Source organism: Nocardia sp. NPDC049220 (assembly GCF_040647855.1).
In the GTDB taxonomy this organism is placed as follows: domain Bacteria; phylum Actinomycetota; class Actinomycetes; order Mycobacteriales; family Mycobacteriaceae; genus Nocardia.
The window spans coordinates 1-25,673 of sequence record NZ_JBEZDA010000027.1; the positions used below are offsets into that span (position 1 = coordinate 1).

Here is a 25,673-nt window from a genome sequence, read left to right on the forward strand (position 1 = left end):
CGGGTTGCCCGCCGCCATGCACGCGACCCTGCTGAAGTGGGGAGATACCGGTGCGCCGCTGCTCGAACGCGGCCTGCCCTGGGCGACCTTCCGCCACGCCATCGAAGACCTGGCCGAGGTCAAACAGTATTTCGACCAGCACCTCGACCAACTCGTCGACGACCCGGGCGATGACGTGCTCAGCCTGCTGGTCACCGGTGGCGAACTCACCCGCCGCGAGCAAGTGGCCAACGCGGCCCTGCTCCTGGACGCCGGATTCCTGACGACGGTGAACATGCTCGGCAACGGCATCGCCCTGCTGACCAGCCATCCCGAGCAGCTGGCACTGCTCACCGAACAGCCGGAACTGTGGGACGGCGCGGTCAACGAAATCCTGCGCTACGACGGCCCCGTCCGAATGACCGGCCGTTTCGCGAGCTGTGACATCGACATCGCCGACCAGCATGTCAAATCCGGTTCGCTGGTCTTGCTGTCGTTGGCGGGTGCCAACTACGACCCCGAGGTGTTTCCCGATCCCGAACGATTCGATGTGACCAGGACCAACGCCGCGGACCATCTCTCGTTCAGCGGCGGGATACACGGCTGCCTGGGAGCCAGGCTCGCCCTTCTGGAGGGCACCATCGCGCTGCGCGCCCTCTTCGAGCGATACCCGGATCTGCGCCTGGACGGCCCGCCGGTCCCACACCACCTGCGGAACCTGCACGCCTACCGCTCCATGCCCGCCATGCTGCCGGTGGGCTAGCCGCACAGCCTATTCCTCGACGTGGATCATGCCCGGACCGACTGAAGTCCCGCACGCACCGCCAGCGATCGCGGGTTGCTCGGGCTACAGCTTGAAGACGGCCCGACTTGCGTTTCCAGGCGCAGCCGACTATTCAACGATCTGCCGACACATCAGCTGAGCAGGGCGCGGGACATGACCAGGCGCTGGATCTGGTTGGTGCCCTCGTAGATCTGGGTGATCTTCGCATCGCGCATCATGCGCTCCACCGGGAAGTCGGTGGTATAGCCCGCGCCGCCGAACAGTTGGACGGCGTTGGTCGTCACCTCCATCGCTACGTCGGAGGCGAAGCACTTGGCGGCGGCGGAGATGAAGCCGAGATTCTTCTCGCCACGCTCGGCGCGAGCGGCCGAGGTGTAGACCATCAGGCGGGCGGCCTCGATCTTCATCGCCATGTCGGCGATCATGAACTGGGTGTTCTGGAAGTCGGCGATCGTTTTGCCGAATTGCTTGCGGTCCTTGGTATATGCGATGGCCGCGTCCAGTGCGCCTTGGGCCAGGCCGACGGCCTGCGCCCCGATGGTCGGGCGGGTGTGGTCGAGGGTCTGCAGCGCGGTCTTGAAACCGGTGCCCGGTTCGCCGACGATCCGGTCGCCCGGCACCCTGCAGTTCTCGAAGTACAACTCCGCTGTAGGCGAACCCTTGATGCCGAGCTTGTGCTCCAGCGGGCCGACCACGAAACCCTCGTCGTCCTTGTGCACCAGGAACGCCGAGATGCCGTTGGCGCCCTTGTCCGCGTCGGTCACGGCCATGACGGTGTACCAGGAGGACTTGCCGCCGTTGGTGATCCAGCATTTGGATCCGTTGATGATCCAGTCGTCACCCTCCCGCTTGGCCCGGGTACGCATGCCGGCCGCGTCGGAACCGGCCTCACGCTCTGAGAGGGCGTAGGAGGCCATCTCGCCGTCGACGATGTCCGGCAGGACCCGCTTCTTCAACTCCTCGGAACCATTCAGGATCAGTCCCATGGTGCCGAGTTTGTTGACCGCGGGGATCAGCGACGAGGAACCGCAGACGCGAGCGACCTCTTCGATCACGATGCAGGTAGCCACCGAGTCGGCGCCTTGGCCACCGTAGGTCTCCGGCACGTGCACCGCGTTGAAGCCCGCGGCATTGAGCGCGGTCAGCGCCTCCTGGGGAAAGCGGGCATCGCCATCGACGTCCTTGGCGTGCGGAGCGATCTCCTTCTCCGCGAGACCACGGATCGCAGCACGCAACTCATCGTGGAAGTCCTCGAGCTTGAACAGGTCGAAATCGGGGTTTCCCGCCATGCGGCTCACTCCTGGTCGTCGGTCGTGATCGCCGATCCGCGCCAGGCGGATCAAACCATCGGCACTCAGTGCCATACCTTCGTCAGTATACCCACAAAAAGGCGACCACATGCATGTATCCTCTGACACTCAGTGTCATGGATAGTGCGTCCAGGTCGGCGCTACAGCGTACCGAGTTTGCGGGCGAGCAGATCGGCGACCTGCCGGGGCGGGGCGTCACGCGGGAAGACCGCGACGACCAACTCGTCGGCGTGCACCGTCCGCCCGGTACCGCGCGCAATCGCGGCCAGCTCGACCCGCAGGTCCGCTACGCCGGCGTCCGACTCGCCGCGCACCATCCGGCGCAACAGGTAGTTGTGCGTCGTCGTGACAGCCGCGGCGAACTGCACCCGGGTCAGGTCCGGTACGTCGGGCAGCCGCTCACGCAAGTAGTCGGTGAACAACCGCTCATAGCGGAACACCGTGACGATCTCGCGCTCGCGTAGCGCGGGCACTTCGCGGACCACCTGGTAACGCCGCGCCGCGATCTCCCGCCACTGCGTGAATCGCTCGAACACCAGCACCACTGCCGCGCACACCGCCTCCCACGGATCCTCGCGCGAGGCCGTCAGAAACTCCTGCGCCCGCGCCAACTGCGACTCATGGTCGGCGAAGATCACGTCCTCCTTCGACCGGAATTGCCGGAAGAACGTCCGCCGCGAGATCCCAGCCGCCTCCGCGATCTCATCCACCGCGGTCGACTCGTACCCCTTCGCGGCAAACAGCCGCAACGCCTGATCCACGACCATGAGTCGAAAGTGCGCGGTGTCGTCGCCGCCCCGCACCCGAGCGATGTCACCAGTAGTCACGGACTCACCGTAGTCAGAAGACGCGAGCGCGGGTTCCCCCCAGTGAGGTTCCCGCGCGCGGTGTCATCAACGCGAACGAGCGACGAGACCTCTGGCCCCGACGATCACCCGCCTTTCGCCCGACCCGGATCGAATGTGATTCAGCCCAAGAGTCGTGCGCGCAACGCGTCGTCCTTTTCCGAGACCATCTGTTCGAGCCCGGCCTGGAACTCTTCCATGCGGGTGCGCAGCGCGGGGTCGGTGGCGGCGAGGATGCGCACGGCGAGCAGGCCAGCGTTACGTGCGCCGCCGATGGAGACGGCAGCCACCGGGACACCTGCGGGCATCTGGACGATGGACAGCAGCGAGTCCATGCCGTCGAGATATTTCAGTGGAACGGGCACACCGATCACCGGAAGGGCCGTCGCCGAGGCGACCATGCCGGGGAGGTGGGCCGCGCCACCCGCGCCCGCGATGATGACCTTCAGCCCACGGCCCGCGGCGTCACGTGCGTAGTCGAGCATGCGCTGGGGGGTCCGGTGCGCCGAGACGACACCCACCTCGAAGCGAATTCCGAACTCCGCCAATGCTTCCGCAGCGGCCTCCATGGTCGGCCAGTCCGAGTCGCTGCCCATGATCAGGCCGACCGCCGGCGTCACTGCCACTGCTTCACTCATGCGGATCCCATCCATCGGTCCAAACTGCGTGCGACATCCAGTGCGCCGCGCGCTCGGCCTTCTCCCTGACCTCGGCCACGTCGTCGCCGAGGATGTTGACGTGCCCGATCTTGCGTGCGGGGCGCTCGCCCTTGCCGTACAGGTGCACTTTGGCGTCGGGCATCCTGGCGAACAGGTGGTGCAGCCGCTCGTCCATCGACATGGCCGGCGCCTCGGGCGCGCCGAGGATATTGGCCATCACGGTGACCGGCGCCAACGGGCTGGTGTCGCCGAGTGGGTAGTCCAGCACAGCACGCAGATGCTGCTCGAACTGTCCGGTGCGCGCACCGTCCATCCCCCAGTGCCCGGAATTATGCGGGCGCATAGCCAATTCGTTCACCAGCAAGGCGCCGTCGTGGGTCTCGAACAACTCCACCGCCATCGCGCCGACGACGCCGAGCTCTTCGGCCAGGTTCAGCGCCATGGTCTCGGCGGCCACAGCCAACTTCTCGGGCAGCTCGGGCGCGGGCGCGATCACCACCGCGCACTGCCCATTGCGCTGCACGGTCTCCACCACCGGCCAGGTCGCCGCCTGCCCGAACGGCGAGCGCGCCACCATCGCCGACAGTTCCCGCTTGAGGTCGACCTTTGCCTCCGCGAGCAGCTGCACACCGTGCGCGAGTTGGTCGACGACGATCGCCTCGGCGGCCTCGGCGGAATCAGGCATCCACACGCCGCGCCCGTCGTAACCGCCGCGCACCGCCTTCAACACCACCCGCCACTCGTGTTCCGCGCCGAAACGCACCGCGTCGGCCGGCGAGGTCACCGGTGTGAACGCGGGCACGGGCAGCCCCAGTTCGGCGAGCTTGGTGCGCATGGCCAGCTTGTCCTGCGCGAAGACCAGAGCCTGCGGCGGCGGCTGCACGTTGACGCCCTCGGCGACCAGTGCCTCCAGGTGCTCGGTCGGCACATGCTCGTGGTCGAAGGTCAGGGCGTGCGAGCCGACCGCAGCCTTGCGCAGGGCGGGCAGGTCGGTGTGGCTGCCGAGCACCACCTCGGGACTCACCTGGGCGGCCGGGTCGTCGGAGGTCTCGGCGAGCACGCGGAGCCGCTGGCCGAGCGCGATCGCCGCCTGGTGGGTCATGCGCGCCAGCTGACCGCCACCGATCATGGTGACGGTGGGCATGGCCGACGGATCGAAAGAACGTGCGCTCACGTCGGACAATATTGTCATGGCCGGTGGCAATGCGCGGTACCGGTACACTCCGAAGTTGTGTCATTCGTCGACGACGTGGTCAGCGTCCTCCCCAAGCCGCTGCAAGACATCGCGTACCGGCATCGGGAGTTGATCAAGTTCGCGATCGTCGGCGCGACCACCTTCGTGATCGACAGCGGCATCTTCTACATGCTGAAGTGGACGGTGCTGGCGGAGAAACCGGTCACCGCCAAGATCATTTCCGGCGTCCTCGCCGTGATCGCGTCCTACATTCTGAATCGGGAATGGTCGTTCAAGAACCGAGGTGGCCGCGAACGCCACCACGAAGCGCTGCTGTTCTTCGGCGTCAGCGGCGTCGGGGTGGTGCTCGCCTTCACTCCGCTGTGGATCTCCAGCTACGTATTCGACCTGCGCCAGCCCAATGTGAGTTTCACCGTCGAGAACGTCGCCGACTTCATCAGCGCCTTCGTCATCGGCAATCTGCTACAGATGGCCTTCCGGTTCTGGGCCATGCGCCGCTGGGTCTTCCCCGATGAAATGAGTGAGATCGACGCGGAATTCGAGGATCTGGTGGAAGAGGAACTCGGCCGCGGCTGAGTCACCGCGGCTCGGGCGCCCCCACGTTCGACGGCCGGGACGCCGAGGCGCCCAGGAATACCGCGAACAGCGCGGGTCTGCGTCGCTGCAATTCCAGGCGCCCGCCGTCGGCTTCGACCAACGCCCGCGCCAGCGCCAATCCCACGCCGGTCGACCCGCCCGCGGAAAATCCCCGATCGAAAACGTGCGGCGCCAGCTCGTCGCGGATCCCATCGCCCTCGTCGGCGACCTCGACACAGACGAGCGGTTCCCGATCGCCCCCCGGCCGGACCGTGCGCACCGACACCGTGCAGGTCCCGCCGCCGTGCATGAGCGCGTTGTCCACCAGCACCGTGACCGCCTCGCGCAGCCGCGACCCGGTGATCGGCGCGCGCAGCGACTCGTCTCCGGTCAACGTGAGCATCCGGCCCGCCTCGCTGAACGGGTGCGTCCATTCGGCGACCACACCGCGCAGTTCGGCCATCACCGGCACCGGATCCCGGTCGGCCGCGTCCTCGTCACGAGAGGCGCGCACAAGATCGTCGATCGCGTCGGTGAGCCGGTCCACCTGGGCCATCGCCTCCTCCGCCTCGTGCACCACCTCGGGGTCGGAGTGCGTGGACAGTTCGTCGAGCCGGAGCCGGACGGCGGTGAGCCTACTGCGCAATTGATGCGAGACATCAGCGACCAATGCGTGCTCGCGCTGCAACCGTCCGGCGATCTCCACGGTCGCCGAGTCCAGCACATCCGAGACGCGGTCCAGTTCCGAGATGCCGTGCCTGCGCGGATCGGGGCGGAAATCGCCCATCGCCAGCCGGGCTGCACGTGCGGCGACATCGCGCAACGGATCGGCCACCCGACGGGCGGTGACCACCGCGACCGAGACTGCCGCGCCCAGCGACGCGAGCACCGCGAGCGCGACCACCGCGACCGCCTGTCGCTGCATGGCGTGCATGGGCGCCGACGGCACCTCCAAGCGCAGCGACCCCAACGTCCCCATCGACAGCGACTCCACCAGCGGGTCGGACACGCTGGCCACCCCGATATCGCGTCGCGAGGCGTTGTCCAGTGGTGACGGATAGACAATGGTGAGTTTGCCGTCCCGCGGGACCAGGGGCGCCACCGATCGGGTGTCCAGCTCACCGAGCACCGTGCCGTCGCCGCGCTCTTGCGCGATGATCTCCACCGCGATCCGGTCCAGCCGGTTCTGCAGGTCGTTGCGGGTGATGTCCTCGACCCACAACCACGCCGTGTAGATGAGCGGCAAGCCGAGCACCACCGTGGTGAGGGTCAGCACGGTGAGCATCGAACGCAGAATCCTCCGGCGCACGTCAGTCGGTATTCAGTCGGAATCCGACACCGCGGACGGTGACGATACGGCGCTCGGCCATCGGGCCTTCGTCGCCGATCTTGCGGCGCAGCCACGACATATGCATATCCAGGGTCTTGGATCCGCGTAACTCGGCATCCCCCCAGACCTCACGCAAGATCGTCTCGCGCGGCACCACTTGGCCCGCTCGGTCGATCAGTACCTTGAGCAACTCGTATTCCTTGTTGGCCAATCCGATTTCGACGCCATTGACCAGAACCCGCCGTGCCGCCGGCTCCAACCGAATACCGCCGACCTCGACTGTGTCGTCACCGATTCCGCTGCGGCGCAACAACGCCCGCACCCGGGCGAGCAATTCCGCCAGCCGAAACGGCTTGCCGACATAGTCATCGGCGCCCGCGTCCAGGCCGACCACGAAATCCACCTCGTCGGTGCGCGCGGTGAGCATCAACACGGCCAGATCCGCACCGCGAGCACGCACCTGACGGCACACCTCCAGCCCGTCCATGCCAGGCAGCCCGAGATCGAGGATGAGCAGATCGTGGTTGCCTTCCAGCGCCCGCTTCAGCACGGCGGGCCCGAAACGCTCGACGGTCACCGAATAGCCCTCACGCCCGAGCGCACGCGAGAGCGGCGCGGCGATGGCCTCGTCGTCTTCGGCCAGCAGTACAGCGGTCATCTGCCCAGGTTACGGCTTAACGGTAGCCACCACGGTCGTCCCGGGTACCGCGACCGGCGTGACCACGCTCGACATCGAACACCTGGTGGTAGAGCAGCGCGTGCACCTGCTGCACGGCCGGGATGTCGTCGTACTCGAGTGGTTCGGCCGACGACGACTCGATGATCAGCGTGCCGGTGCCGAGCATGCGGTCGAACAGCCCGTGCCGGAACTGCACGCTGGAGATCCGGCTCATCGGAATGTCGATACCAGTGTGCGTGAGCACGCCGAGGCGAACGAGCACCCTGCGATCGGTGATGATGAAATGCGTCGACTTCCAACTGACAATGGGTGCGACACAACGCCATCCAAGAACGACCAGGTACACCACGAGCACCGTGATCAGCAGCGCGGACCGCGCGCTGGCCTCGGTCTTGCGTGCGATGAGTCCCCCCGCGAAACCGGCGAGTGCGGTAGCGACGATGAGCGTCACAATCGGCCAGAACAGCATTTTCCAATGCGGATGACGATGGAGTATCAGCTGTTCGCCGGGCGCCAGCACATCCTCCGGATAACCCATGCCAGGCACCCTACCGCGTGCTCGAGCCCGAGCGGCCGACTCCGAAGCGCGGCGGGCGGCACGAATTCGAGCAGCGACGCCATCGGATGGTCGCCCTGGACACCTGTGTGCGACACACCAGATCGGTCAGTCCGGTGCGCGCCGGTGCCCTACGAAGTGAGCCGGCCGCGCGGTCTCGGCAGTGTCAGTATTCCGCCCGCAAATGGGTGACATCGCCCGCCGACACCGCCTGGTCGCCGATGAGGAGGCGGCCCGCGTCGTCGATGCCACCCGCGACACCGGTCAGCGTCCGGCCGCCGGGCAACTCGGCCCGTACCTCGGCGCCGATCGTGCTGCACCGATCGCGGTAGGCGGCGGCAAGGTCGGCGGTGGCCCAGTTCCGGTCGCGCCACGTGGTGAAGCGACCGGCGAACTCGGTCAGCAACGATTGCGCGAGCACGGTGCGATCGGCTTCTTTCGCGCCGGCCAGAATGAGCGACGTGGTATGCGGCGCGGGCAGTTCCGCCTCGGTCAGACTCACGTTGAGCCCGATGCCGACGACCACGGCAGGCCCTTGGTCACCCGCCGCGACCTCGGCGAGGATGCCCGCGACCTTACGGCCATCGATCAGCACGTCGTTGGGCCACTTGAGGTACGCGGCGACCCCGGCGGTCGCACGCAGCGCGTCGACGACCGCGACGCCGGTGAGCAGTGGCAGCCAGCCGAGCGAGGCGGGTTCGATCTCGGGCAACCGCAGCAGCATCGACATCGCGATCTGTGCCCGCGCCGGGCTGACCCAGGTCCGCGCGTGCCGCCCCCGCCCGTGCTGCTGCGCCTCCGCAAGGAGCACCGTACGGTCGGCATCCGGTTCGCCCGCGCGTGCTATCAGATCCGCGTTCGTGGACCCGGTCGTTTCAACCACGTCGATCTGCTGGAAGAACGACAACTCGGGCGACTCGATGACACTGCGCCGCAATTGCCCTGCATCCAACGGTTGCCTTTGCACATCGGGCAGGCTACCCGCCGCGCGCAATGCCACCGGACGAGGTCGTGCTCGCGGTATTGGACTCGCGGGCCGCGATCCCCGTCTGGTCCTACCGTCCGTGGTCGCACCGCCACCACCTCCCCCTCGGCAGACACCCACCGACTGTCGACGAGCGCAGTCATATCGCGGCGCTGCGACAACGACCACCCACCAACCCACTATCGTCGACTCATCGTGCGATCGGCCACGATCCGCGCGGCGAAACAGTCGGAGGCCAGGTCGAGTTCGGCAACGAGGGTTGTGTAGGTGCCGCACCGTCGAACGATCACCGCCATGGGCACCGACGGTCACGTGGCTTCGGCGTTCGGCATGCGCGTCCATGCCGTGACAGCGGCGTCGGGTTCGGCGACCGCTGCGCCGCGGATCCCCTCCGATGGGCTTTTCGAGGTTTGGAAATCGGTCCCCAGGCGAGCCTGACAGCACCCGCCCGCGATCCTCGTCGTGTGCCACCCGCACCCACCGAGCGACCCGGAAATTCGGGCCTGAAACCTGATCTAGCTGCGGTTTTTACTCACCGGTAGGCCGGCCTCGGCTAGCAAGGAAGCACTGGCACTCGTTACACTCCGGAGCCATGACGAGTGTCCAGCAGCAGCCCGCATCAGGTTCGGCGGGCTCCCCCGATATCCACACCACTGCCGGGAAGCTGGCTGACCTGCGGAATCGGCTGGAAGACGCCAAGCACCCGATGGGTGAGGCCGCGGTCGACAAGGTGCACGCGAAGGGCAAGATGACCGCCCGCGAGCGCATCCTCGCCCTGCTGGACGAAGGCTCGTTCGTCGAACTCGACGCGTTGGCCCGCCATCGGAGCGTGAACTTCGGCCTGGAGAACAACCGCCCGCTCGGCGACGGGGTGGTGACCGGCTACGGCACCATCGACGGCCGCGACGTCTGCCTCTTCAGCCAGGACGTCACCGTGTTCGGTGGCAGCCTCGGCGAGGTCTACGGCGAGAAGATCGTCAAAGTGATGGATCTGGCACTGAAGACCGGTCGTCCGCTGATCGGCATCAACGAAGGCGCGGGTGCACGCATCCAGGAGGGCGTCGTCTCGCTCGGCCTCTACGGCGAGATCTTTCACCGCAACATCCAGGCCTCCGGCGTGATCCCGCAGATCTCTCTGATCATGGGCGCAGCCGCCGGCGGTCACGTGTACTCTCCCGCGTTGACCGACTTCGTGGTGATGGTCGACGGCGCCAGCCAGATGTTCGTCACCGGCCCGGACGTCATCAAGACGGTCACCGGCGAAGACGTCACCATGGAGGATCTCGGCGGTGCGCACACGCACATGACCAAGTCGGGCGTCGCGCACTACGTCGCCTCCGGCGAGCAGGACGCGTTGGACTACGTGAAGGACCTGCTGTCCTACCTGCCGAGCAACAACCGCGCCGAGGCGCCGCGTTTCCCGGCCACCGACCCGGTCGACGGCGCGATCGAGGACTCGCTCACCGACGAGGACCTCGAGTTGGACACGATCATCCCGGATTCGCCGAACCAGCCCTACGACATGCACGAGGTGATCCGTCGTCTGCTCGACGACGACGAGTTCCTCGAAGTGCAGGCCGAGCGCGCGATGAACATCATCGTCGGCTTCGGCCGGATCGACGGCCGCAGCGTCGGCATCGTGGCCAACCAGCCCACGCAGTTCGCGGGCTGCCTGGACATCGACGCCTCGGAGAAGGCGGCGCGTTTCGTACGCACCTGCGACGCGTTCAACATCCCGATTCTCACCCTGGTCGACGTCCCCGGATTCCTGCCCGGCACCGACCAGGAATACAACGGCATCATCCGCCGTGGCGCGAAGCTGCTGTACGCCTACGGCGAGGCCACCGTGGGCAAAATCACGATCATCACCCGCAAGGCCTACGGCGGCGCTTACGACGTCATGGGTTCCAAGCACATGGGCGCCGACGTGAACCTCGCCTGGCCGACCGCTCAGATCGCTGTCATGGGGGCTTCCGGCGCCGTCGGATTCGTATACCGCAAGCAATTGCAGCAAGCCGCCAAAGACGGCGCGGACGTCGACGCGCTGCGGCTCGAGCTACAGAACGAATACGAGGACACGCTGGTGAACCCGTATGTGGCCGCCGAGCGTGGATACGTTGACGCGGTCATTCCGCCGTCGCACACGCGTGGTCAGATCGTGTCGGCGCTGCGGCTGCTCGAACGCAAGATGGTCAGTCTCCCGCCGAAGAAACACGGCAACATACCGCTGTAATCAAGCGATACCTCGGTAGGCCGCGCACACTGGTTGCGGAGACGTAATGAGTGGATCCGAGGATAATCGTTTCATTCGGAGACATCGGAATACGCCGTACCCGCCTGATCAGGACAACGCGATCGAGGCAACGCTATCGAGGCAAAGAGAGGATCTGGCACTGTGACGACCGTGGCAGAAGAAGATGTGTTGAGCGCCGTCGAACTGGATTTCACAGTCGACTCGATCGCGGAGGAGGTCGTAGCGACTTCCGACGCGAACGTGATCGCCGCCGCACCCGCCGAAGCCACGGCGGAACCGTTGTTCCGCGTTCTGAAGGGCGCGCCCACCGACGAGGAACTCGCCGCCTTGGTGTGCGTTCTGTCCGCCGCCGCGAACAACTCGGCAGCCGCGGGCCCGTCCGGTCCGCCGGACCTGTGGGGACGCCCGACCCTGATGCACCGCGGCAGTTCGCCCTTCGCTCCGTTCGCATTCCCTCAGCTGTCGCACCTGCGCGGGTGACCAGGCTGGTTCTCGCTTCCGCGTCCCCAGCCCGCCGAGAAGTACTCCGCGCGGCGGGTATCGATCCGATCGTCCGAGTATCGGATGTGGACGAAGACGCGGTGGCCGACGCTCTCCCGCAGGGCACCGCGCCCCAGGTGGTGGTTGTCGAACTGGCCCGCGCCAAAGCGGCCGCGGTAGCCGCCGTCATTCCCGAATTCGCCACCGATTGCGTTGTGGTGGCCTGCGACTCGATGCTGCTCGTCGATGGCGAGTTGCAGGGCAAACCACACACTCCCGAGGTCGCCCGGGCCCGCTGGGGCGTGATGGCGGGGCGCAGCGCCGATCTGGTGACCGGCCACTGTGTACTGCGACTGCGGGAAGGACAGGTCGCTGCCGAGGCAGTCGACCACAGCGCCACCACGGTGCATTTCGCCAAACCGGAACCCGACGAGTTGGACGCCTACATCGCGACCGGTGAGCCGTTGCAGGTGGCGGGTGCGTTCACCCTCGACGGGCTGGGCGGCTGGTTCGTCGACCGTATCGACGGAGATCCATCCAGCGTCATCGGCATCGGACTACCACTGCTGCGCCGACTGCTTGGCGATGTTGGCATCGGAGTTACGCAGTTGTGGGGCCACACGCCCTGACGGCGCGATCAGCGGCTCGGGAGGCATCTCGTCGTCGTCATACGCGGACACCGTAGCCCCGTCTTGGTCGACCGGGGGCGGCGCCGCGACGAGTTCCAGCCGCGCCACACACAGTTCCGGCTCGATGAACGGATACAACTGGACGTCGACCTCGCCGCGCGCCCCATTGCGGTCGAGCACCTCTTCGATCAGGCCGAGGTGCACACCGCACACCACCTCGGAGTGCGTGCGGGCGAGTTCGCGCAGCGGACAGGCCGGAAGCCGGATCAGGACCCGCTCGGCGGTCTCCGCGGCCGAGTCACGCTCCGGCGCGAAGCCCAGCTCCGACATCAGCGTCATCGTGACGTCTTTGGCGTCCTCCAGCGATTCGATCCGGTGGTCATCGACGTCGAGTTTGGCGCCCCAGGCCCGGCCCGCCGCTGTGGCGGCTTCCGAGCGACGCCGCGGGTCGGGCCCCAACTGATCGGCCAGTACCTGCGCCAAATCCTGGTAGCCAACCGATCGCTGTACCGCGCTGTATCCAATCCTCGGACGCCCGCGACCGCGGGGTGGCTGCTGGAATTGCCGGACCAGGGATTCCCTGGTGAGCACGTCGAGATGGAAGCGAACCGTCGTGACGTGCTGTCCGGTGATTCTGGCCAGTTCCTGGGCGTCGAGAGGTTCGCTGGCGCCACGTAGGATCGCAAGCAGTCGCCGCCGCGGCCAAGAATCGGACATAGCTCACCCCTCCTCCCGGGAGACTTTATCGGATGTAGGTGCCATTTATTCATCCCTCATCCGATTTGTGATCTGAAACGAGAGTCACTATCGCCTCACACACGGCGTCGCTGTGAGACCCGAACCATTGTCACCACCGCCTACCCATGTATGAAGAACCCACACCTGCCCGCTGCCCAGGATCCTCATCCCCTCATCCGGTTTCTACACATCCTCACCGACTAGTAACCACAGAGTGGCTATCGGCAAACATGGGCACGAAAGGACTCGCGATCATCGAGTCCGGTGAGGACATAGTGCTCTACGACATCGGGCACATCCCGGGCACCACGACAGTGGACTGACGAGGCGATCCGAACGATCCGGTCACGCGCGACTATATCGACGAAACCCGTTTTACCGAACAGGACGATGCGATGGTCTATAGCCACGCCGTGTACGGTCCAGCCACACTTGGTTCGTCCGCACCTACCCGCTCCGCTACGACACCGTCCGCAACCTCGACGGTTCCTGGACCGAATGAGGGCAACGCGGTACGGATGTCGATCGCCACCAGAGATGGACCCGGCGAGATCCCGCTGGGCGTGGCGACGGGCTCGGAGCAGGTAGGCGGGCCGCCGCCACCAGGTCAACGACGTGGGTTATGATCTGCGGCCTACTGTCGAGTAGGGCTGGCCGAGTTCGGCGTGCGTTGGCGGACTGCCTACACTCGCCCGAGATGTAAGTTGTCGACCACGGGAGCGGAGCCTGCGCAGCGACCCCATCCCCCGCGAAGCGACCAAAGATTGCACACAGGAGGCTCAGTGCCCAGCCATGCCAGCGCGCGGATCACGAAGGTACTCGTAGCCAACCGAGGCGAGATCGCGGTGCGGGTGATCCGGGCCGCCAAGGACGCGGGTATCAGCAGCGTCGCGGTGTACGCCGAGCCGGACGCCGATGCCCCGTTCGTGCAGCTCGCCGACGAGGCATTCGCCCTGGGCGGACAGACCTCGGCCGAGTCATACCTCGTGTTCGACAAGATCCTGGACGCCGCGGCCAAGTCCGGCGCCGACGCGATTCACCCCGGCTACGGCTTCCTGTCCGAGAACGCCGATTTCGCCCAGGCCGTCATCGACGCCGGGCTGATCTGGATCGGCCCGTCCCCGCAGTCGATTCGCGATCTGGGTGACAAAGTCACCGCGCGACACATCGCCGAGCGCGCGAAGGCGCCGATGGCCGCAGGCACCAAGGATCCGGTCAAGAACGCGGCCGAGGTCGTGGAGTTCGCCGAGAAGTACGGCGTTCCGGTAGCGATCAAGGCAGCGTTCGGCGGCGGTGGCCGCGGCATGAAGGTCGCGCACTCCATCGAGGAGATCCCCGAGCTGTTCGAGTCGGCCACCCGGGAGGCGATCGCCGCGTTCGGTCGCGGCGAGTGCTTCGTCGAGCAGTACCTGGACAAGGCTCGACATGTCGAGGCGCAGGTCATCGCCGACAAGCACGGCAACGTCGTCGTCGCGGGTACCCGCGACTGCTCGCTGCAACGGCGCTTCCAGAAGCTCGTCGAGGAGGCCCCCGCGCCGTTCCTCTCCGACGAGGTGCGCGCGAAGATCCACGCTTCGGCCAAGGCCATCTGCCGGGAAGCCGGCTACTACGGCGCGGGCACGGTCGAATACCTGGTGCAGGGCGACACGGTCTCCTTCCTCGAAGTGAACACCCGCTTGCAGGTCGAGCACCCGGTCACCGAGGAGACCGCGGGCCTCGACCTGGTGCGCCAGCAGTTCCGTATCGCCAACGGCGAAGAGCTGGAGATCAAGGACGACCCGAAGCCACGCGGCCACTCCTTCGAGTTCCGCATCAACGGCGAGGACGCGGGCCGCGGCTTCCTGCCGGCCCCCGGCCCGATCAGCGTGTACAAGGAACCGACCGGCCCCGGCGTGCGGGTCGACTCCGGCGTGGTGCAGGGCAGCGTGATCGGCGGACAGTTCGACTCGATGCTGGCCAAACTGATCGTCACCGGCGAGAACCGGACCCAGGCGCTGGAACGGGCACGGCGCGCCTTGGCCGAGTTCCAGGTCGAGGGTCTGGCCACCGTCATCCCGTTCCACCGGGCGATCGTCGAAGACCCAGCGTTCGTTGGAAACGGCGAGACGTTCGCCGTCTACACCAAGTGGATCGAAACCGACTGGAACAACACCGTCGAACCGTTCACCACCGCGGATGCCGCGGCTGACACAGACGAAGATCTGCCACGACAGCGGGTCGTCGTCGAGGTCGGCGGGCGCCGGGTGGAGGTGTCGCTGCCCGGCAACTTCACCGTCGGCGGCGGAGCAGGCGCGTCGGCGAGCAACGGCGCCGGTGTGATCCGCAAGAAGCCGAAGCCGCGCAAGCGTGGCGGCGCGGGCGGCGGCGCGGCCTCCGGCGACGCGGTCACCGCTCCGATGCAAGGCACCGTCGTCAAGGTCGCCGTCGAGGAAGGCCAGTCCGTCGAGGCGGGCGACCTGATCGTGGTGCTCGAGGCGATGAAGATGGAGAACCCGGTCAACGCGCACAAAGCGGGTGTGGTCACCGGTCTGTCCGTGGAAGCGGGCGTGGCGATCACCCAGGGCACGGTCCTCGCGGAAATCAAGTAGACACCAGGCGACAACCGTTTCGAGCGGGCGCTGGACAACGATGTCCGCGCCCGCTCTGCGCACCCGTCGGCTGTTCGATCGCACGAGTGGGTCGACACTCCGGGGATACCTGAGTTACCTCCTCCCGATCCGATGCCGCACACCACGATGTCCGATACGGCCACCTTCGCGGCCTCCGGACATACGTGAGCTATCTCCTGCGGAGCCCGATGTGCACGCCGCGGTGTCGTATCGTGGTCGAGTGTCCAGCTCGCCAGGCGTCTCCCCCGTCGCGGAGGTGATCCGCGGCCGCTACAGCTACGCCGGGCGTGCCGACGGGCATCGGCTCGTGCTCGTCGTGGAAGGTGGCGGCAGCCGCGGTGTCTACACGAGCGGCATGGTGGCCGCCCTGGAGGAACTCGGTCTCGCCGGTGTGTTCGACGCGGTCTACGGCACGTCCGCGGGCGCGATCAACGGCGCGTGGCTGCTGTCCGGGCGCGCCATACCCGGCATGCGCTCCTGGACCGATCCGGTGATCATGCGGCGAGCCATCGATCCGGCACGTCTGCTGCGCGGGCGTCCGGCATTCGACCTGCACTATCTGGTCCACCAGGTATACGACGGCATCGAGCCGATGGACTTCCCCGCGATCCTGGCCAACCCGACCACCCTTCATCCGATCGCCACCGACACCCGCACCGGCCAGGCCGTCGACCTACACCCGCACATCAGCGACAAGCGCACGCTCATGCGCGCGCTACGCGCCTCGGCGGGCCTGCCCATCCTGGCCGGGCCACCCGTCACCCTCGGCGGCTCCGCCTACTTCGACGGCGGACTGACCGAAACGGTGCCGATCCGCACCGCTGTCCGCGGCGGCGCCACCCATGCCTTGGTCTTGCGTTCGCGCCGCGTCGACGAGAAACGCCCGCCCGCCTCCCGGCTACACCAACTCGTCGGTGGCGGCTACCTGCGCGCCGTAGCCCCTGGCGCGTACCGGGCCTGGCTCGAACGCCCGTACCAGCAGGACATCGAGGACCGAGCGCTGGCCGAGCTCGGCGACTCGGTCCTACAAATTCACCCCCCGGTCGGTTCCCCGGACGTCGACAGCGCGGCCCGGGACACAACCTTGTTGGCCCGGGCGCTGCACATCGGACGCCAAGCGGTCCGTACCGCCCTCTCCAACACCGTCCGCGTCGCCTGAGCCGGCCGTCAGGGGCCGTGCGACGTCGCCGGTCAGTCGAAGCGCACCTGAACGCCGTGGGAGAAGACGAAGTCGTGAAGTTCGAGATGGGCGGGGCCGGCCTGCTCGGGTAGGTCGAAGACCAGTTGGGTGGTGGCGGACTGGCCAGGGCGCAACTCGAATGAATAGCCGAGGCGCTGTTGGGTGTTCTGCCACATGGTGGCGGTGGCGTTGTGATCGAACGGCGTGCCCTGAGTGTCGAACAGTCGCTGACCCATCGGCAGGAACCATTTCACCTCATCGGAGATGTTGCGCACGGCGACGGTGACGATCAGGAACGAACCCACCGCCGTTTGCAATCCGACCCGCGACACACCCGCGTCGACCTTCGTCACGACGAACTCGAACTTGCTGTCGCGAACCGGGGTGCCGACCGACGCCGGGACGGCTGGTTCGGCGGGCGACCCATCCCGAGGCGTCCCGGGATACTCCTGCGCCCGCACCGAGGGCGGCAGGGCGGGCGGACCCGAGTCGCCCGCCTTACTCCCAGCGGCGATCAGCGCGAAACACCCGGCCGCGAGCGCGAACGGCGCCAGGAAGACGACGACCAGTGCGCCGATCACTTTCGACGTCAGGCTCCGCCGCCGCGGCCGGCGCCGCACCGCGGGGACGAGTGGGCGCCGGCGCGAAACCGGTTGATAGGCACGATGATCGATTCGAGCGGGAAAGACCTTGCGCGCAGGTGCGCCGGCCCGCGAATACGGCACGGGCAACCGCGCGACAGTCCGATGCTTCGGTGGCAGCAGTCGCGCCTGGAAGGCGAGCAGCCGCGCCTGCCATCCGGCGGGGCCGGCGCCCGGTCGCCCACCCGGAGCAGGCACCGCCGTGGACGACGAACCGTTCGGATACCAGGGCAGCGCGCCCGGATACGGCTGTCCGGCACCGGGATATGCCGGACCGGCGGCCCAAGGTGACTGCGGTGCGCCGGCATACGCCGCCCCGCGATTCATCCGCCCACTGATATAAGTCCTCGGAGAATTCGAATCACTTTGTGCCACAGCAGGATACGACTGAAGCTCGTTCACGGACATGTCGAGCGCGGTCGCCACAAGAGTGGGCGTCGGACCGGGATCCGGGAGGACCTTGGTCGGTGTCGGCGCTGGCTGCGCCGGGGAAGCCGCGGTGTGCCCTTTCGGTTCCGGACGAGCCGTTTCGGAGAGATATCCGGTCTGTGGCATCGAGTCCGCCACCGGCACCGGCGCGGTCTGCCCACGCGGGGCGGGCACACCGAGCGCGGAGCGCGCCGCGGCGGCGAAATCGCCTGCGGTGGAGTACCGATCAGCCGGGTCCTTCGCCAGACCACGGACGATGACGGCGTCGAGTTCGACGGGAACATCGGCGCACACCGCGCTGATGCGAGGCGGAGGTGTCATCAAGTGGGCGTGCATCTGCTGTGCGGGATCGGTGTCACCGTAGGGCCGCGCACCGGTGAGGCATTCGTAGAGCACACAGGCAAGCGAGTAGACGTCCGCGCGTCCGTCCACTGTGCCGGCGAATCGCTCCGGGGCCATATATGCCAGGGTGCCGATCGCCATGCCGGTGGTGGTCACGGCCGTCTGTCCGAGCCCATGTGCGATGCCGAAGTCGATCAGGTAGGTGTAACCGGTGGGATGCACGACGATGTTCGATGGCTTGACGTCGCGGTGCACCAGCCCGGCCCGATGGGCCACATCCAGTGCGATCGCCGCGTGCCCCACGATGCCGACCGCGACCTCCGGCCGCATCGGCCCTTCGGCGGCCAATTTGCCCGCGAGATCGGCGCCCTCGACCAACTGCATATCGATGTAGAGCCGGCCGTCGATCTCGCCGAACCCGTGAATCCGCGGAACGTGTGGATCACGCAAAGTGGCGACCGCCTCGGCTTCACGCTCGAACCGCTTGCGGTAGTCCGCGGCCGCCGCGAGTTCGGGCGGCAGAAGTTTCAGCGCCACCCATCTCGTCGCCGCCGTGTCATACGCCAGCCAGACTTGACCCATTCCCCCCTTGCCGAGCAGCCGCTCCAGCCGATAACCGCCGAATCGCACCTCCCCCATCGCGAACCTCCAGTCGCCGTGAACATCTGGCGGATCCAGCCTCCGCTCGGACGAGCCGACAACGGAAATCAGCAGCTCACCATACGAATACCGAATAATCCGGCCTCTTTCGGAGCCTAACCGGATGCCGACTCGGACACCACTGTGTGCTCAACGACAATCCGGCCGCCGACTTGTGCGACCTCCCGTGCGGTGGCCCGGCTTGCCTTGTCTTTACTTCTGTCCGATCATTCGCAGCGGAGCGGCTCGCAATGGCCGCGGAGTGATCGCGCTCGCGGCGACATATCGATCGCCCGCAGCACCGGTCCCCGACGAGAAGGACCGTGACGAGGAGAACAAGGGCTGATGGAACCGATCGAGATCAACGCGGGCACCTGGTATCTCCGTGCTCTGCGTGCGGACGACCGAATCGATGACCGCCCCGCCCTGGCGCAGGGCGGTATCACCGACCCTGATTACGTGGCCCGGCGCAACGTCGGCTGGGCCGAGGAGACCCACTTCACCTGGGCGGTCTGCGAACCGACCACCGCCGAACTGGTCGCCGAGATCGGCGTGACGCCCGCGGGCGACGGCACCGCGAGCGTCACCGGGTGGGCGCGCCCCGGATACGCATCGGCGCTGGAGACCGGACTGACCGCCGTCCGGCGCTTCGTCGAGGGTGGATTGAGCCTGCGACCGGTCTCTTCCTGATCGAACTCCCGCTGATCGAACGCAGAGTGTCCGGGCGGCACCACGGGTTCGCCCGAGGTAGCCGGCCGACACATCAGCAGCCCGGTGCGGGGCTCTCGGGGATGTCATCCCGGCGCGAGCATCCGGTGCCGCGCAGGGGCGGTGCCGGATCGACGCGGTTGCAGCGAGGCGGCATAGTCAGCGCATCACACCGGTATGCCCGGTGGAGTAGCGCCCGGGCTGCGGCCAGATGGTGAGCCCGTGTGGTCCCTTGCCCACCGGGATGCGAGCCAACAAGTTCCAGTTGACGACATCGATGGCGTACACCTCGCTGTGGTGGCGGCCCGAGGCCCAGAAGATCCGGCCGTCCGCGGAGATATTGCCCATGTCGGGACTACCGCCGCCGGGTACGAACCACTTGTGCACCAGCCCGTTCGCCGCGAAATCCCACACCGAAATGCTGCCCTCGTGCCGGTTGGTGATCAGCATCTGCTGGGAGTCACGGGTCACGTAGAGCCCGTGCGTCCCCTTGCCGGTCGGCACGAACCCGGTGTTGTCGAAGGTATGGGCGTCGATGGTGTACACGCCGTCCGCGACCATGTCGGCGACGAAGAAGGTAGTCCCGTCCGGTGACAGTTTCACATCCTGCGGCTTGCCGGAGCGGCCGCCCGGCAGGTCGATCATCTTGACGACCCGGCGCTCGGCGACGTCGAACACAAGCATCCGGCCGATGAATTCGCAGGAGGCCAGCCCGAAGCGGCCGTCGGCGGTGAAGTCCATGTGATCGATACCGGCGCAGTCCGGCACCGGCAGACTGTGCATCTCCTGCCAGGTCTGCGGGTCGTAGAAGTCCAGCGATTTGTCCGCCTCCGCGACGACCAGCGCGAACCGGCCGTCCGGTGTGTAGTACATGTTGTACGGATCGCGCACCGGGAACGGCTGCCCGGGTTTGCCGGTGCGCGGATCGATCGGCAACAGGCTTCCACTGCCCAGCGGCAGGTCATTGGTGACGAACAGCGTCTGCAGGTCATAGGACGGCACGACATGCTGAGGCTCCAGGCCACCCGCCGGGAAGGTATCGATCACCTGGAAAATGTTCGGGTCGATCACCGAGACGGTGTTCGACAGGCTGTTGGGCACGTAGACGAGTTCGCGGTGGTCGGCCACGCTCGGGCTCAGCTCGCGGTTGGCGGCGTACACGTCAGTGGGCGAGAGCGGCGCGGGCATTCCCGGGAGTAGTTCGGCCGGGCCGGGCGGGAGCGCGGCGGCAGCCGGGGCGGGCATGGTGGCCGGGGCGGTCGGGATATTGGCGGTGCCCGCGTCGCTGGATGCACAGCCGGCCACAACTACCCCAGCGGCGAGGGCGACCCCGAAATGATGTGGTAGACGCCTTCGGTGCCCGCGCTGTCGGTTCACGCGCTGCACCGGTTCAGGGAGTGGTGAACAAAGGGACATGTGTGCGAAGCCTAAGCGGTGGATCCGGGATTCCGGCGTAGTCCGCGCCGGGACAACCGGAATCCCGGATCATTCGCTTACGCAGGTCAGACGATGGCGGTCAGCACTCGGTCCAGCGCGGCGACGGCTTCATCGAGTTCGGCGGCGGTGACCGTCAGCGGTGGGCGGAAGCGAATGCCCCGCTCGCCGGTGCCGAGGATCAGCACGTGCTCACGCTCGCGCAGCGCGGTCAGCACCTGGTCGCGCAGCTCGGCCGAGGACAGCGTGATCGCACACATCAGTCCCCGACCCCGGGGCTCGCTGACGTCGGTGTGCTCGGCGGCCAGCGTCTGCAACCGATCGAGCAGGTGCGCGCCGAGCGGACGCGACCGTTCGATCAGTTCGTCGCGCTCGAGCACCTCGAGGATGCGTCGGGTGCGCACCATGTCGGCGAGATTGCCGCCCCAGGTCGAGTTGAGCCGGGAGCCGACCGCGAACACGTTGTCGGGTATCTCGTCCACCCGCCCGCCCGCCATCACGCCGCACACCTGGGTCTTCTTGCCGAAGGCGACGATGTCCGGCGCGAGCTCGAGTTGCTGGTAGGCCCAGGTGGTTCCGGTCATTCCCACACCGGTCTGCACCTCGTCGAGGACGAAAAGCGCGTCGTTCTCGTGGCACAACTGCTGCATCGACTGCAGGAACTCCGGACGCAGATGCCGGTCGCCGCCTTCACCCTGAATCGGCTCCGCGATGAAACAGGCGATGTTGTACGGATTTTCCGCGAATGCCCGCCGCGCCTGGTCCAGCGCACGCGCCTCCGCGTCCTCGACGTCGAAGGCCTCGGTCCGGTACGGCGCCTCGATGCGTGGCCAGTCGAACTTGGGGAAGCGCGCGGTCTTGACCGGGTCGGTGTTGGTGAGCGACATGGTGTAGCCGGTGCGGCCATGGAACGCGCCGGTCAGGTGCAGCACCTTGGTGCCGAGTCCCGGTGCACGGCCGCGGCATTGGTTGTGCCTGCTCTTCCAGTCGAACGCGATCTTGAGTGCGTTCTCCACCGCGAGGCCGCCACCGTCGATGAAGAACAGGTGCGGCAGTCGCGGATCACCGAGCACTCGGACGAATGTCTCCACGAAGCGCGCCATCTCGACGGTGTAGATGTCGGAGTTGCTCGGCTTGTTCAGCGCCGCGACGATGAGTTCGTCGCGGAACGCGACGTCGTCGGCGAGGGCGGGATGATTCATGCCCAGCGCGTTGGACGCGAAGAAGCCGAACATATCGAGGTAGGAGCTGCCGTCACGTTCGTCGACGAGACGGCAGCCGCGGGATTGTCGTAGGTCCAGCACCAGATCGAAGCCATCGGCGAGGATGCTGGCCGACAAGATCTCGTGTACTCGGGCGGCGGGGGTGACCGCCGTGAGAGTGCGTTCCAGTTCGATGGTCACGCCACCGAGGGTACGCAAAAATTTACGGAATCTCTACGAAATGATGTATATATTCCACGTTATGGCTCCCTGTCATAGAATGTCTGCAAGATAATGGTGCTTCGAGTCCTGACGTTGGCGGTCGCTCTGATCTGCTGCAGCAGCTGCTCGAGGTGTCTCGGGGACGCCACCCGCACCAGCAGGACATAGCTCTCGTCACCCGCCACCGAGTGACACGCCTCGATACCGGGGATGTGCTGCAGGGCGGCGGGCGCATCATCGGGCTGTGACGGGTCGAGAGGAGTGATCGCGACGAATGCCGACAAGAGTTGACCGAGCGCTTCTGGATCGACGTGCGCGGTGTACCCGCGGATCACCCCGCGTGCCTCGAGCCGACGTACCCGCGATTGCACGGCGGACACCGACAGACTTGCCTTTTCGGCCAGGTTCGACAGGGTGGCCCGGCCATCTGCCATCAGTTCACGTATCAACAGGCGATCGATGTCGTCGAGTGCCGGTCTAGCTGGTGTATCCGCCATCAGCGAAGGCTAACCCAGGCGGCCCGACTCGCGCCCGAAACCTTGTCCCCAGTCTCCCGATATATGGGATAGACCCGCCGCGAAGCGGCCGAAAGGTACAGCGGAACAACACATGACTGAAGTACTCGGCACCACGCCCACCCCGGAACCGGCTGCTCGCGTGGCCGCATTATTGCGCGAACTCGACGTGCGACCGCCAGAGCCCGGCGAGCTATCCGCACGCACACCGATCACCGGAGGGCAGCTGTTGACCCTGCGCGCCACCACGCTCGACGAGGTCGATGCCGCGATCGGCCGGGCTGCCACCGCGTTCCGCGCGTGGCGCCGCGTGCCCGCCCCCGTCCGGGCCGCGGTGGTGCGCAGGCTGGCGGAACTGCTCACCGCGCACAAGAGCGACCTCGCCGAACTGGTGACGCTGGAGGCGGGCAAGATCCCCGCCGAGGCCGCCGGCGAGGTACAGGAGATGATCGACATCTGCGAGTTCGCCATCGGCCTGTCCCGGCAGCTGTACGGACGCACCATGCCGTCGGAGCGGCCGGGGCACCGGTTGATGGAGACCTGGCATCCGCTCGGCGTGGTCGGGGTGATCTCGGCGTTCAACTTCCCGGTCGCGGTGTGGGCTTGGAACACGGCGGTCGCGCTGGTCTGCGGTGACACCGTGGTGTGGAAGCCATCGGAGACGACGCCACTGACGGCGGTGGCCTGTCACACCCTGCTACGCCGCGCAGCCGTCGATGTCGGCGCGGACCCCGAAGTACATCAACTGATTCAGGGGGCGAGCGAGGTCGGGTCCCGACTGGTCGAGGACGAGCGGGTGGCGCTGGTGAGCGCGACCGGATCGGTGCGCATGGGCCGACTTGTCGCGCCCCGCGTGGCCAAACGGCTCGGGCGTAGCCTGCTGGAATTGGGCGGCAACAACGGCGCGATCGTCACGCCGTCGGCCGATCTGGAGCTCGCGGCGCGGGCGATCGTGTTCGCGGCCGCAGGCACCGCCGGGCAGCGGTGCACGACATTGCGGCGGCTGATCGTGCATCGCGACGTGGTCGGTCCACTGGTCGAACGACTCGAACACGCGTATCGGCAACTACCCGTGGGCAACCCGCTCGACGACGGGGTGCTGGTCGGCCCACTGATCGACCGCAGAGCCTACCTCGGGATGCGCGCCGCACTGGAGAAGGCGATCGCCGACGGCGGCGAACTGGTCTGCGGTGGCGAGCGAGTCGACGGATTCGGTGACGACGCCTACTACGTGCGGCCCGCTATCGTGCGCATGCCCGCCCAGACCGCCGTGGTCCAAGAAGAGACCTTCGCACCCATTCTGTACGTGCTCGGCTACGACGACTTCGACCGCGCGATCGCCTTGCACAACGAAGTGCCGCAGGGCCTTTCGTCCTCGATCTTCACCACCGACCAGCGCGAGGCCGAGCGCTTCCTGGCCGCCGACGGGTCCGACTGCGGTATCGCCAACGTCAATATCGGTACCTCCGGCGCCGAGATCGGCGGCGCGTTCGGTGGCGAAAAGCAGACCGGCGGCGGCCGCGAATCCGGATCGGACTCCTGGAAGACGTACATGCGTCGGGCCACCAACACGGTCAACTACTCCGACGAACTCCCCCTCGCACAGGGCATCGAGTTCGGCTGATCCACCCCCGTTACCCTGCCTCACCTGCACGATTCGGTCATCGGCGCACAGTTGTGTAGTGTTGTCCCTACCCGACGCGGGGTGGAGCAGCTCGGTAGCTCGCTGGGCTCATAACCCAGAGGTCGCAGGTTCAAATCCTGTCCCCGCTACTAGGGGAAACGGCCCGGACACAGTGTTCCGGGCCGTTTTTCATTTTCCCCAAGGAACGGAATCGGGAACCTCGGCCGAACTCAGGATTCCGGATCGACCGTGGGTCTGGGCCTGCCTCGCCCAGTCGAAACTCCGCGCGCCGCCAGGGCCCGATGCATCCCCGACAGCACAGGCGAGTAAGTCTCGAGCGTGAACGCCCCATCGGCGTGACCGACTCGCTCGCCGTCCGATACGGCCAGGATCGCGTGCCGGTCGACATTCGGAAAGATGGTGCTATGCACGAGGATTCAACGCAGACCCGGCGACATGCGGTCAGGCGGTCCGGCCGGAAACGGGCAAGTCGCGCACCGGAGCAGCGACTCGACACGGAATGTGTGCTGCACGACCCGTAGCGCACACGAAGTTTATGGAGTTCCATCCTCGAGTACGCCGCCCCACATGCGCACCCAGTCCTGCCCGATCTTCCGCGGCTCGCCACTCGATTCCGACGACCCTCGGGCAGCCGACGCATGCGCCGGAATTCGCCGCCGACCCGCACCGCGTCTACCGTGAAATGCGAAGCCAATATGACTCTTCGGCGCCGGCCGAGTTGGCGCCAGGCGTTCCGGCCACCCTGCTGATCAGCTACCACACCGGCACGGGGATCGAGTTCCTGCTGAATTCGATTGTCAACACCTTGCTGGTGATGCTCACCGACGATCGGTTCGGCGGCAGTGTCATGGGCGGGAACCTGTCCTCCCGTGAAGCCTTGGACGAGGTCTTGTTCGACGACCCGCCGCTGGCGAACTTCCTGATCACCTACCCTCAGCAGCCGATCCTCATCGACGGTGTCTGGTTGCCCGAGCATCAGCCGGTCGTGATCAGCAACGCCGCCTGCAACAACGACCCCGCGATCCGGACCGAGGAGCAGACGGGCAATCGCTCATCGAACCGCTGACTGGTCGGGTCGCGCAGCTAGCATTGGATACATCAGCGACGC

At 66.8% G+C, this 25,673-nt stretch carries 22 protein-coding genes, 1 tRNA gene and 2 pseudogenes; 12 read left to right on the top strand and 13 right to left on the bottom strand.

All coding sequences use genetic code 11. The features are described from left to right. On the top strand, positions 1 to 742 hold a 742-nt coding region (locus AB0C34_RS29665), incomplete at its 5' end, for a cytochrome P450 (protein ID WP_357080146.1). Between the two features lie 152 nt (positions 743 to 894). Here the strand turns inward: AB0C34_RS29665 and AB0C34_RS29670 are convergent. From AB0C34_RS29670 to AB0C34_RS29685, 4 genes are all read right to left on the bottom strand, one after another. Further along, a complete protein-coding gene (locus AB0C34_RS29670) occupies positions 895 to 2,052 on the bottom strand; it encodes an acyl-CoA dehydrogenase (RefSeq protein ID WP_357080228.1) in 1,158 nt (385 codons plus the stop codon). A gap of 161 nt (positions 2,053 to 2,213) precedes the next feature. Continuing rightward, entirely contained in the window at positions 2,214 to 2,840 is a 627-nt protein-coding gene (locus AB0C34_RS29675; protein ID WP_357080231.1) for a TetR family transcriptional regulator, read from the bottom strand. Positions 2,841 to 3,040: 200 nt separating this feature from the next. Further along, a complete protein-coding gene (purE, locus tag AB0C34_RS29680; protein ID WP_357080149.1) occupies positions 3,041 to 3,556 on the bottom strand; it encodes a 5-(carboxyamino)imidazole ribonucleotide mutase in 516 nt (171 codons plus the stop codon). Continuing rightward, entirely contained in the window at positions 3,549 to 4,721 is a 1,173-nt protein-coding gene (locus tag AB0C34_RS29685) for a 5-(carboxyamino)imidazole ribonucleotide synthase (protein WP_357080234.1), read from the bottom strand. The genes purE and AB0C34_RS29685 overlap by 8 nt, the downstream gene beginning before the upstream one ends. Positions 4,722 to 4,808: 87 nt before the next feature. Here AB0C34_RS29685 and AB0C34_RS29690 point away from each other — a divergent pair. Then, a pseudogene (locus tag AB0C34_RS29690) lies at positions 4,809 to 5,288 on the top strand (GtrA family protein); the annotation flags it as partial. A gap of 61 nt (positions 5,289 to 5,349) precedes the next feature. Here the strand turns inward: AB0C34_RS29690 and AB0C34_RS29695 are convergent. The 4 genes from AB0C34_RS29695 to AB0C34_RS29710 all read right to left on the bottom strand — a co-directional run bounded on the left by AB0C34_RS29695 (position 5,350) and on the right by AB0C34_RS29710 (position 8,880). Then, entirely contained in the window at positions 5,350 to 6,657 is a 1,308-nt protein-coding gene (locus AB0C34_RS29695; protein WP_357080152.1) for a HAMP domain-containing sensor histidine kinase, read from the bottom strand. A 1-nt stretch (position 6,658) separates the two neighbouring features. After that, on the bottom strand, positions 6,659 to 7,336 hold the full coding sequence (locus AB0C34_RS29700) for a response regulator transcription factor (RefSeq protein WP_357080155.1): 678 nt from the start codon (positions 7,334 to 7,336) through the stop codon (positions 6,659 to 6,661). Between the two features lie 16 nt (positions 7,337 to 7,352). Then, positions 7,353 to 7,895 (bottom strand): PH domain-containing protein, encoded by a 543-nt coding sequence (locus AB0C34_RS29705; protein ID WP_357080158.1) that lies wholly within the window; start codon positions 7,893 to 7,895, stop codon positions 7,353 to 7,355. Positions 7,896 to 8,079: 184 nt separating this feature from the next. Further along, a complete protein-coding gene (locus AB0C34_RS29710; protein ID WP_357080161.1) occupies positions 8,080 to 8,880 on the bottom strand; it encodes a biotin--[acetyl-CoA-carboxylase] ligase in 801 nt (266 codons plus the stop codon). Positions 8,881 to 9,490: 610 nt separating this feature from the next. On the opposite strand from AB0C34_RS29710, the gene AB0C34_RS29715 reads away from it, so the two are divergent. The 3 genes from AB0C34_RS29715 (at position 9,491) to AB0C34_RS29725 (ending at position 12,261) form a co-directional block, all read left to right on the top strand. Beyond that, entirely contained in the window at positions 9,491 to 11,131 is a 1,641-nt protein-coding gene (locus tag AB0C34_RS29715) for an acyl-CoA carboxylase subunit beta (protein WP_357080164.1), read from the top strand. 162 nt (positions 11,132 to 11,293) lie between these two features. Continuing rightward, positions 11,294 to 11,632, top strand: coding sequence for an acyl-CoA carboxylase subunit epsilon (locus tag AB0C34_RS29720; protein ID WP_357080167.1), 339 nt, complete (start codon positions 11,294 to 11,296; stop codon positions 11,630 to 11,632). Beyond that, positions 11,629 to 12,261 carry a Maf family nucleotide pyrophosphatase gene (locus tag AB0C34_RS29725; protein ID WP_357080169.1) on the top strand — a complete coding sequence of 211 codons (633 nt, stop codon included), beginning with the start codon at positions 11,629 to 11,631 and terminating at the stop codon, positions 12,259 to 12,261. The genes AB0C34_RS29720 and AB0C34_RS29725 overlap by 4 nt, the downstream gene beginning before the upstream one ends. Here AB0C34_RS29725 and AB0C34_RS29730 read toward each other — a convergent pair. Continuing rightward, positions 12,190 to 12,978 carry a transcriptional regulator gene (locus AB0C34_RS29730; protein ID WP_357080172.1) on the bottom strand — a complete coding sequence of 263 codons (789 nt, stop codon included), beginning with the start codon at positions 12,976 to 12,978 and terminating at the stop codon, positions 12,190 to 12,192. The genes AB0C34_RS29725 and AB0C34_RS29730 overlap by 72 nt on opposite strands. Before the next feature lie 251 nt (positions 12,979 to 13,229). Between AB0C34_RS29730 and AB0C34_RS29735 the strand changes: the two are divergent. From AB0C34_RS29735 to AB0C34_RS29745, 3 genes and pseudogenes are all read left to right on the top strand, one after another. Beyond that, positions 13,230 to 13,382, top strand: a pseudogene (locus AB0C34_RS29735) (sulfurtransferase); the annotation flags it as partial. A 399-nt stretch (positions 13,383 to 13,781) separates the two neighbouring features. Beyond that, a complete protein-coding gene (locus tag AB0C34_RS29740; RefSeq protein WP_357080175.1) occupies positions 13,782 to 15,587 on the top strand; it encodes an acetyl/propionyl/methylcrotonyl-CoA carboxylase subunit alpha in 1,806 nt (601 codons plus the stop codon). 241 nt (positions 15,588 to 15,828) lie between these two features. Further along, the gene (locus AB0C34_RS29745) at positions 15,829 to 16,767 is read left to right on the top strand and encodes a patatin family protein (protein WP_357080178.1); all 939 of its coding nucleotides are present in this window, start codon (positions 15,829 to 15,831) and stop codon (positions 16,765 to 16,767) included. Positions 16,768 to 16,799: 32 nt separating this feature from the next. Here AB0C34_RS29745 and AB0C34_RS29750 read toward each other — a convergent pair whose 3' ends face one another. Beyond that, positions 16,800 to 18,839 (bottom strand): protein kinase, encoded by a 2,040-nt coding sequence (locus AB0C34_RS29750; protein WP_357080181.1) that lies wholly within the window; start codon positions 18,837 to 18,839, stop codon positions 16,800 to 16,802. A gap of 345 nt (positions 18,840 to 19,184) precedes the next feature. Between AB0C34_RS29750 and AB0C34_RS29755 the strand changes: the two genes are divergently transcribed. Beyond that, a complete protein-coding gene (locus AB0C34_RS29755) occupies positions 19,185 to 19,529 on the top strand; it encodes a hypothetical protein (protein WP_357080184.1) in 345 nt (114 codons plus the stop codon). Positions 19,530 to 19,706: 177 nt separating this feature from the next. Here AB0C34_RS29755 and AB0C34_RS29760 read toward each other — a convergent pair whose 3' ends face one another. From AB0C34_RS29760 to AB0C34_RS29770, 3 genes are all read right to left on the bottom strand, one after another. Further along, entirely contained in the window at positions 19,707 to 20,924 is a 1,218-nt protein-coding gene (locus AB0C34_RS29760; RefSeq protein ID WP_357080187.1) for a YncE family protein, read from the bottom strand. 125 nt (positions 20,925 to 21,049) lie between these two features. Continuing rightward, positions 21,050 to 22,384, bottom strand: a complete 1,335-nt coding sequence (lat, locus tag AB0C34_RS29765) for an L-lysine 6-transaminase (protein WP_357080190.1) — start codon at positions 22,382 to 22,384, stop codon at positions 21,050 to 21,052. A gap of 59 nt (positions 22,385 to 22,443) precedes the next feature. Further along, positions 22,444 to 22,902 carry an Lrp/AsnC family transcriptional regulator gene (locus tag AB0C34_RS29770; protein ID WP_357080193.1) on the bottom strand — a complete coding sequence of 153 codons (459 nt, stop codon included), beginning with the start codon at positions 22,900 to 22,902 and terminating at the stop codon, positions 22,444 to 22,446. A 112-nt stretch (positions 22,903 to 23,014) separates the two neighbouring features. On the opposite strand from AB0C34_RS29770, the gene AB0C34_RS29775 reads away from it, so the two are divergent. The 3 genes from AB0C34_RS29775 (at position 23,015) to AB0C34_RS29785 (ending at position 25,631) form a co-directional block, all read left to right on the top strand. Next, positions 23,015 to 24,544, top strand: coding sequence for an aldehyde dehydrogenase family protein (locus tag AB0C34_RS29775; RefSeq protein WP_357080196.1), 1,530 nt, complete (start codon positions 23,015 to 23,017; stop codon positions 24,542 to 24,544). Positions 24,545 to 24,619: 75 nt separating this feature from the next. Next, a tRNA-Met gene (locus tag AB0C34_RS29780) sits at positions 24,620 to 24,693 on the top strand. 554 nt (positions 24,694 to 25,247) lie between these two features. Beyond that, entirely contained in the window at positions 25,248 to 25,631 is a 384-nt protein-coding gene (locus tag AB0C34_RS29785) for a hypothetical protein (protein WP_357080199.1), read from the top strand. Positions 25,632 to 25,673: the final 42 nt, after the last annotated feature.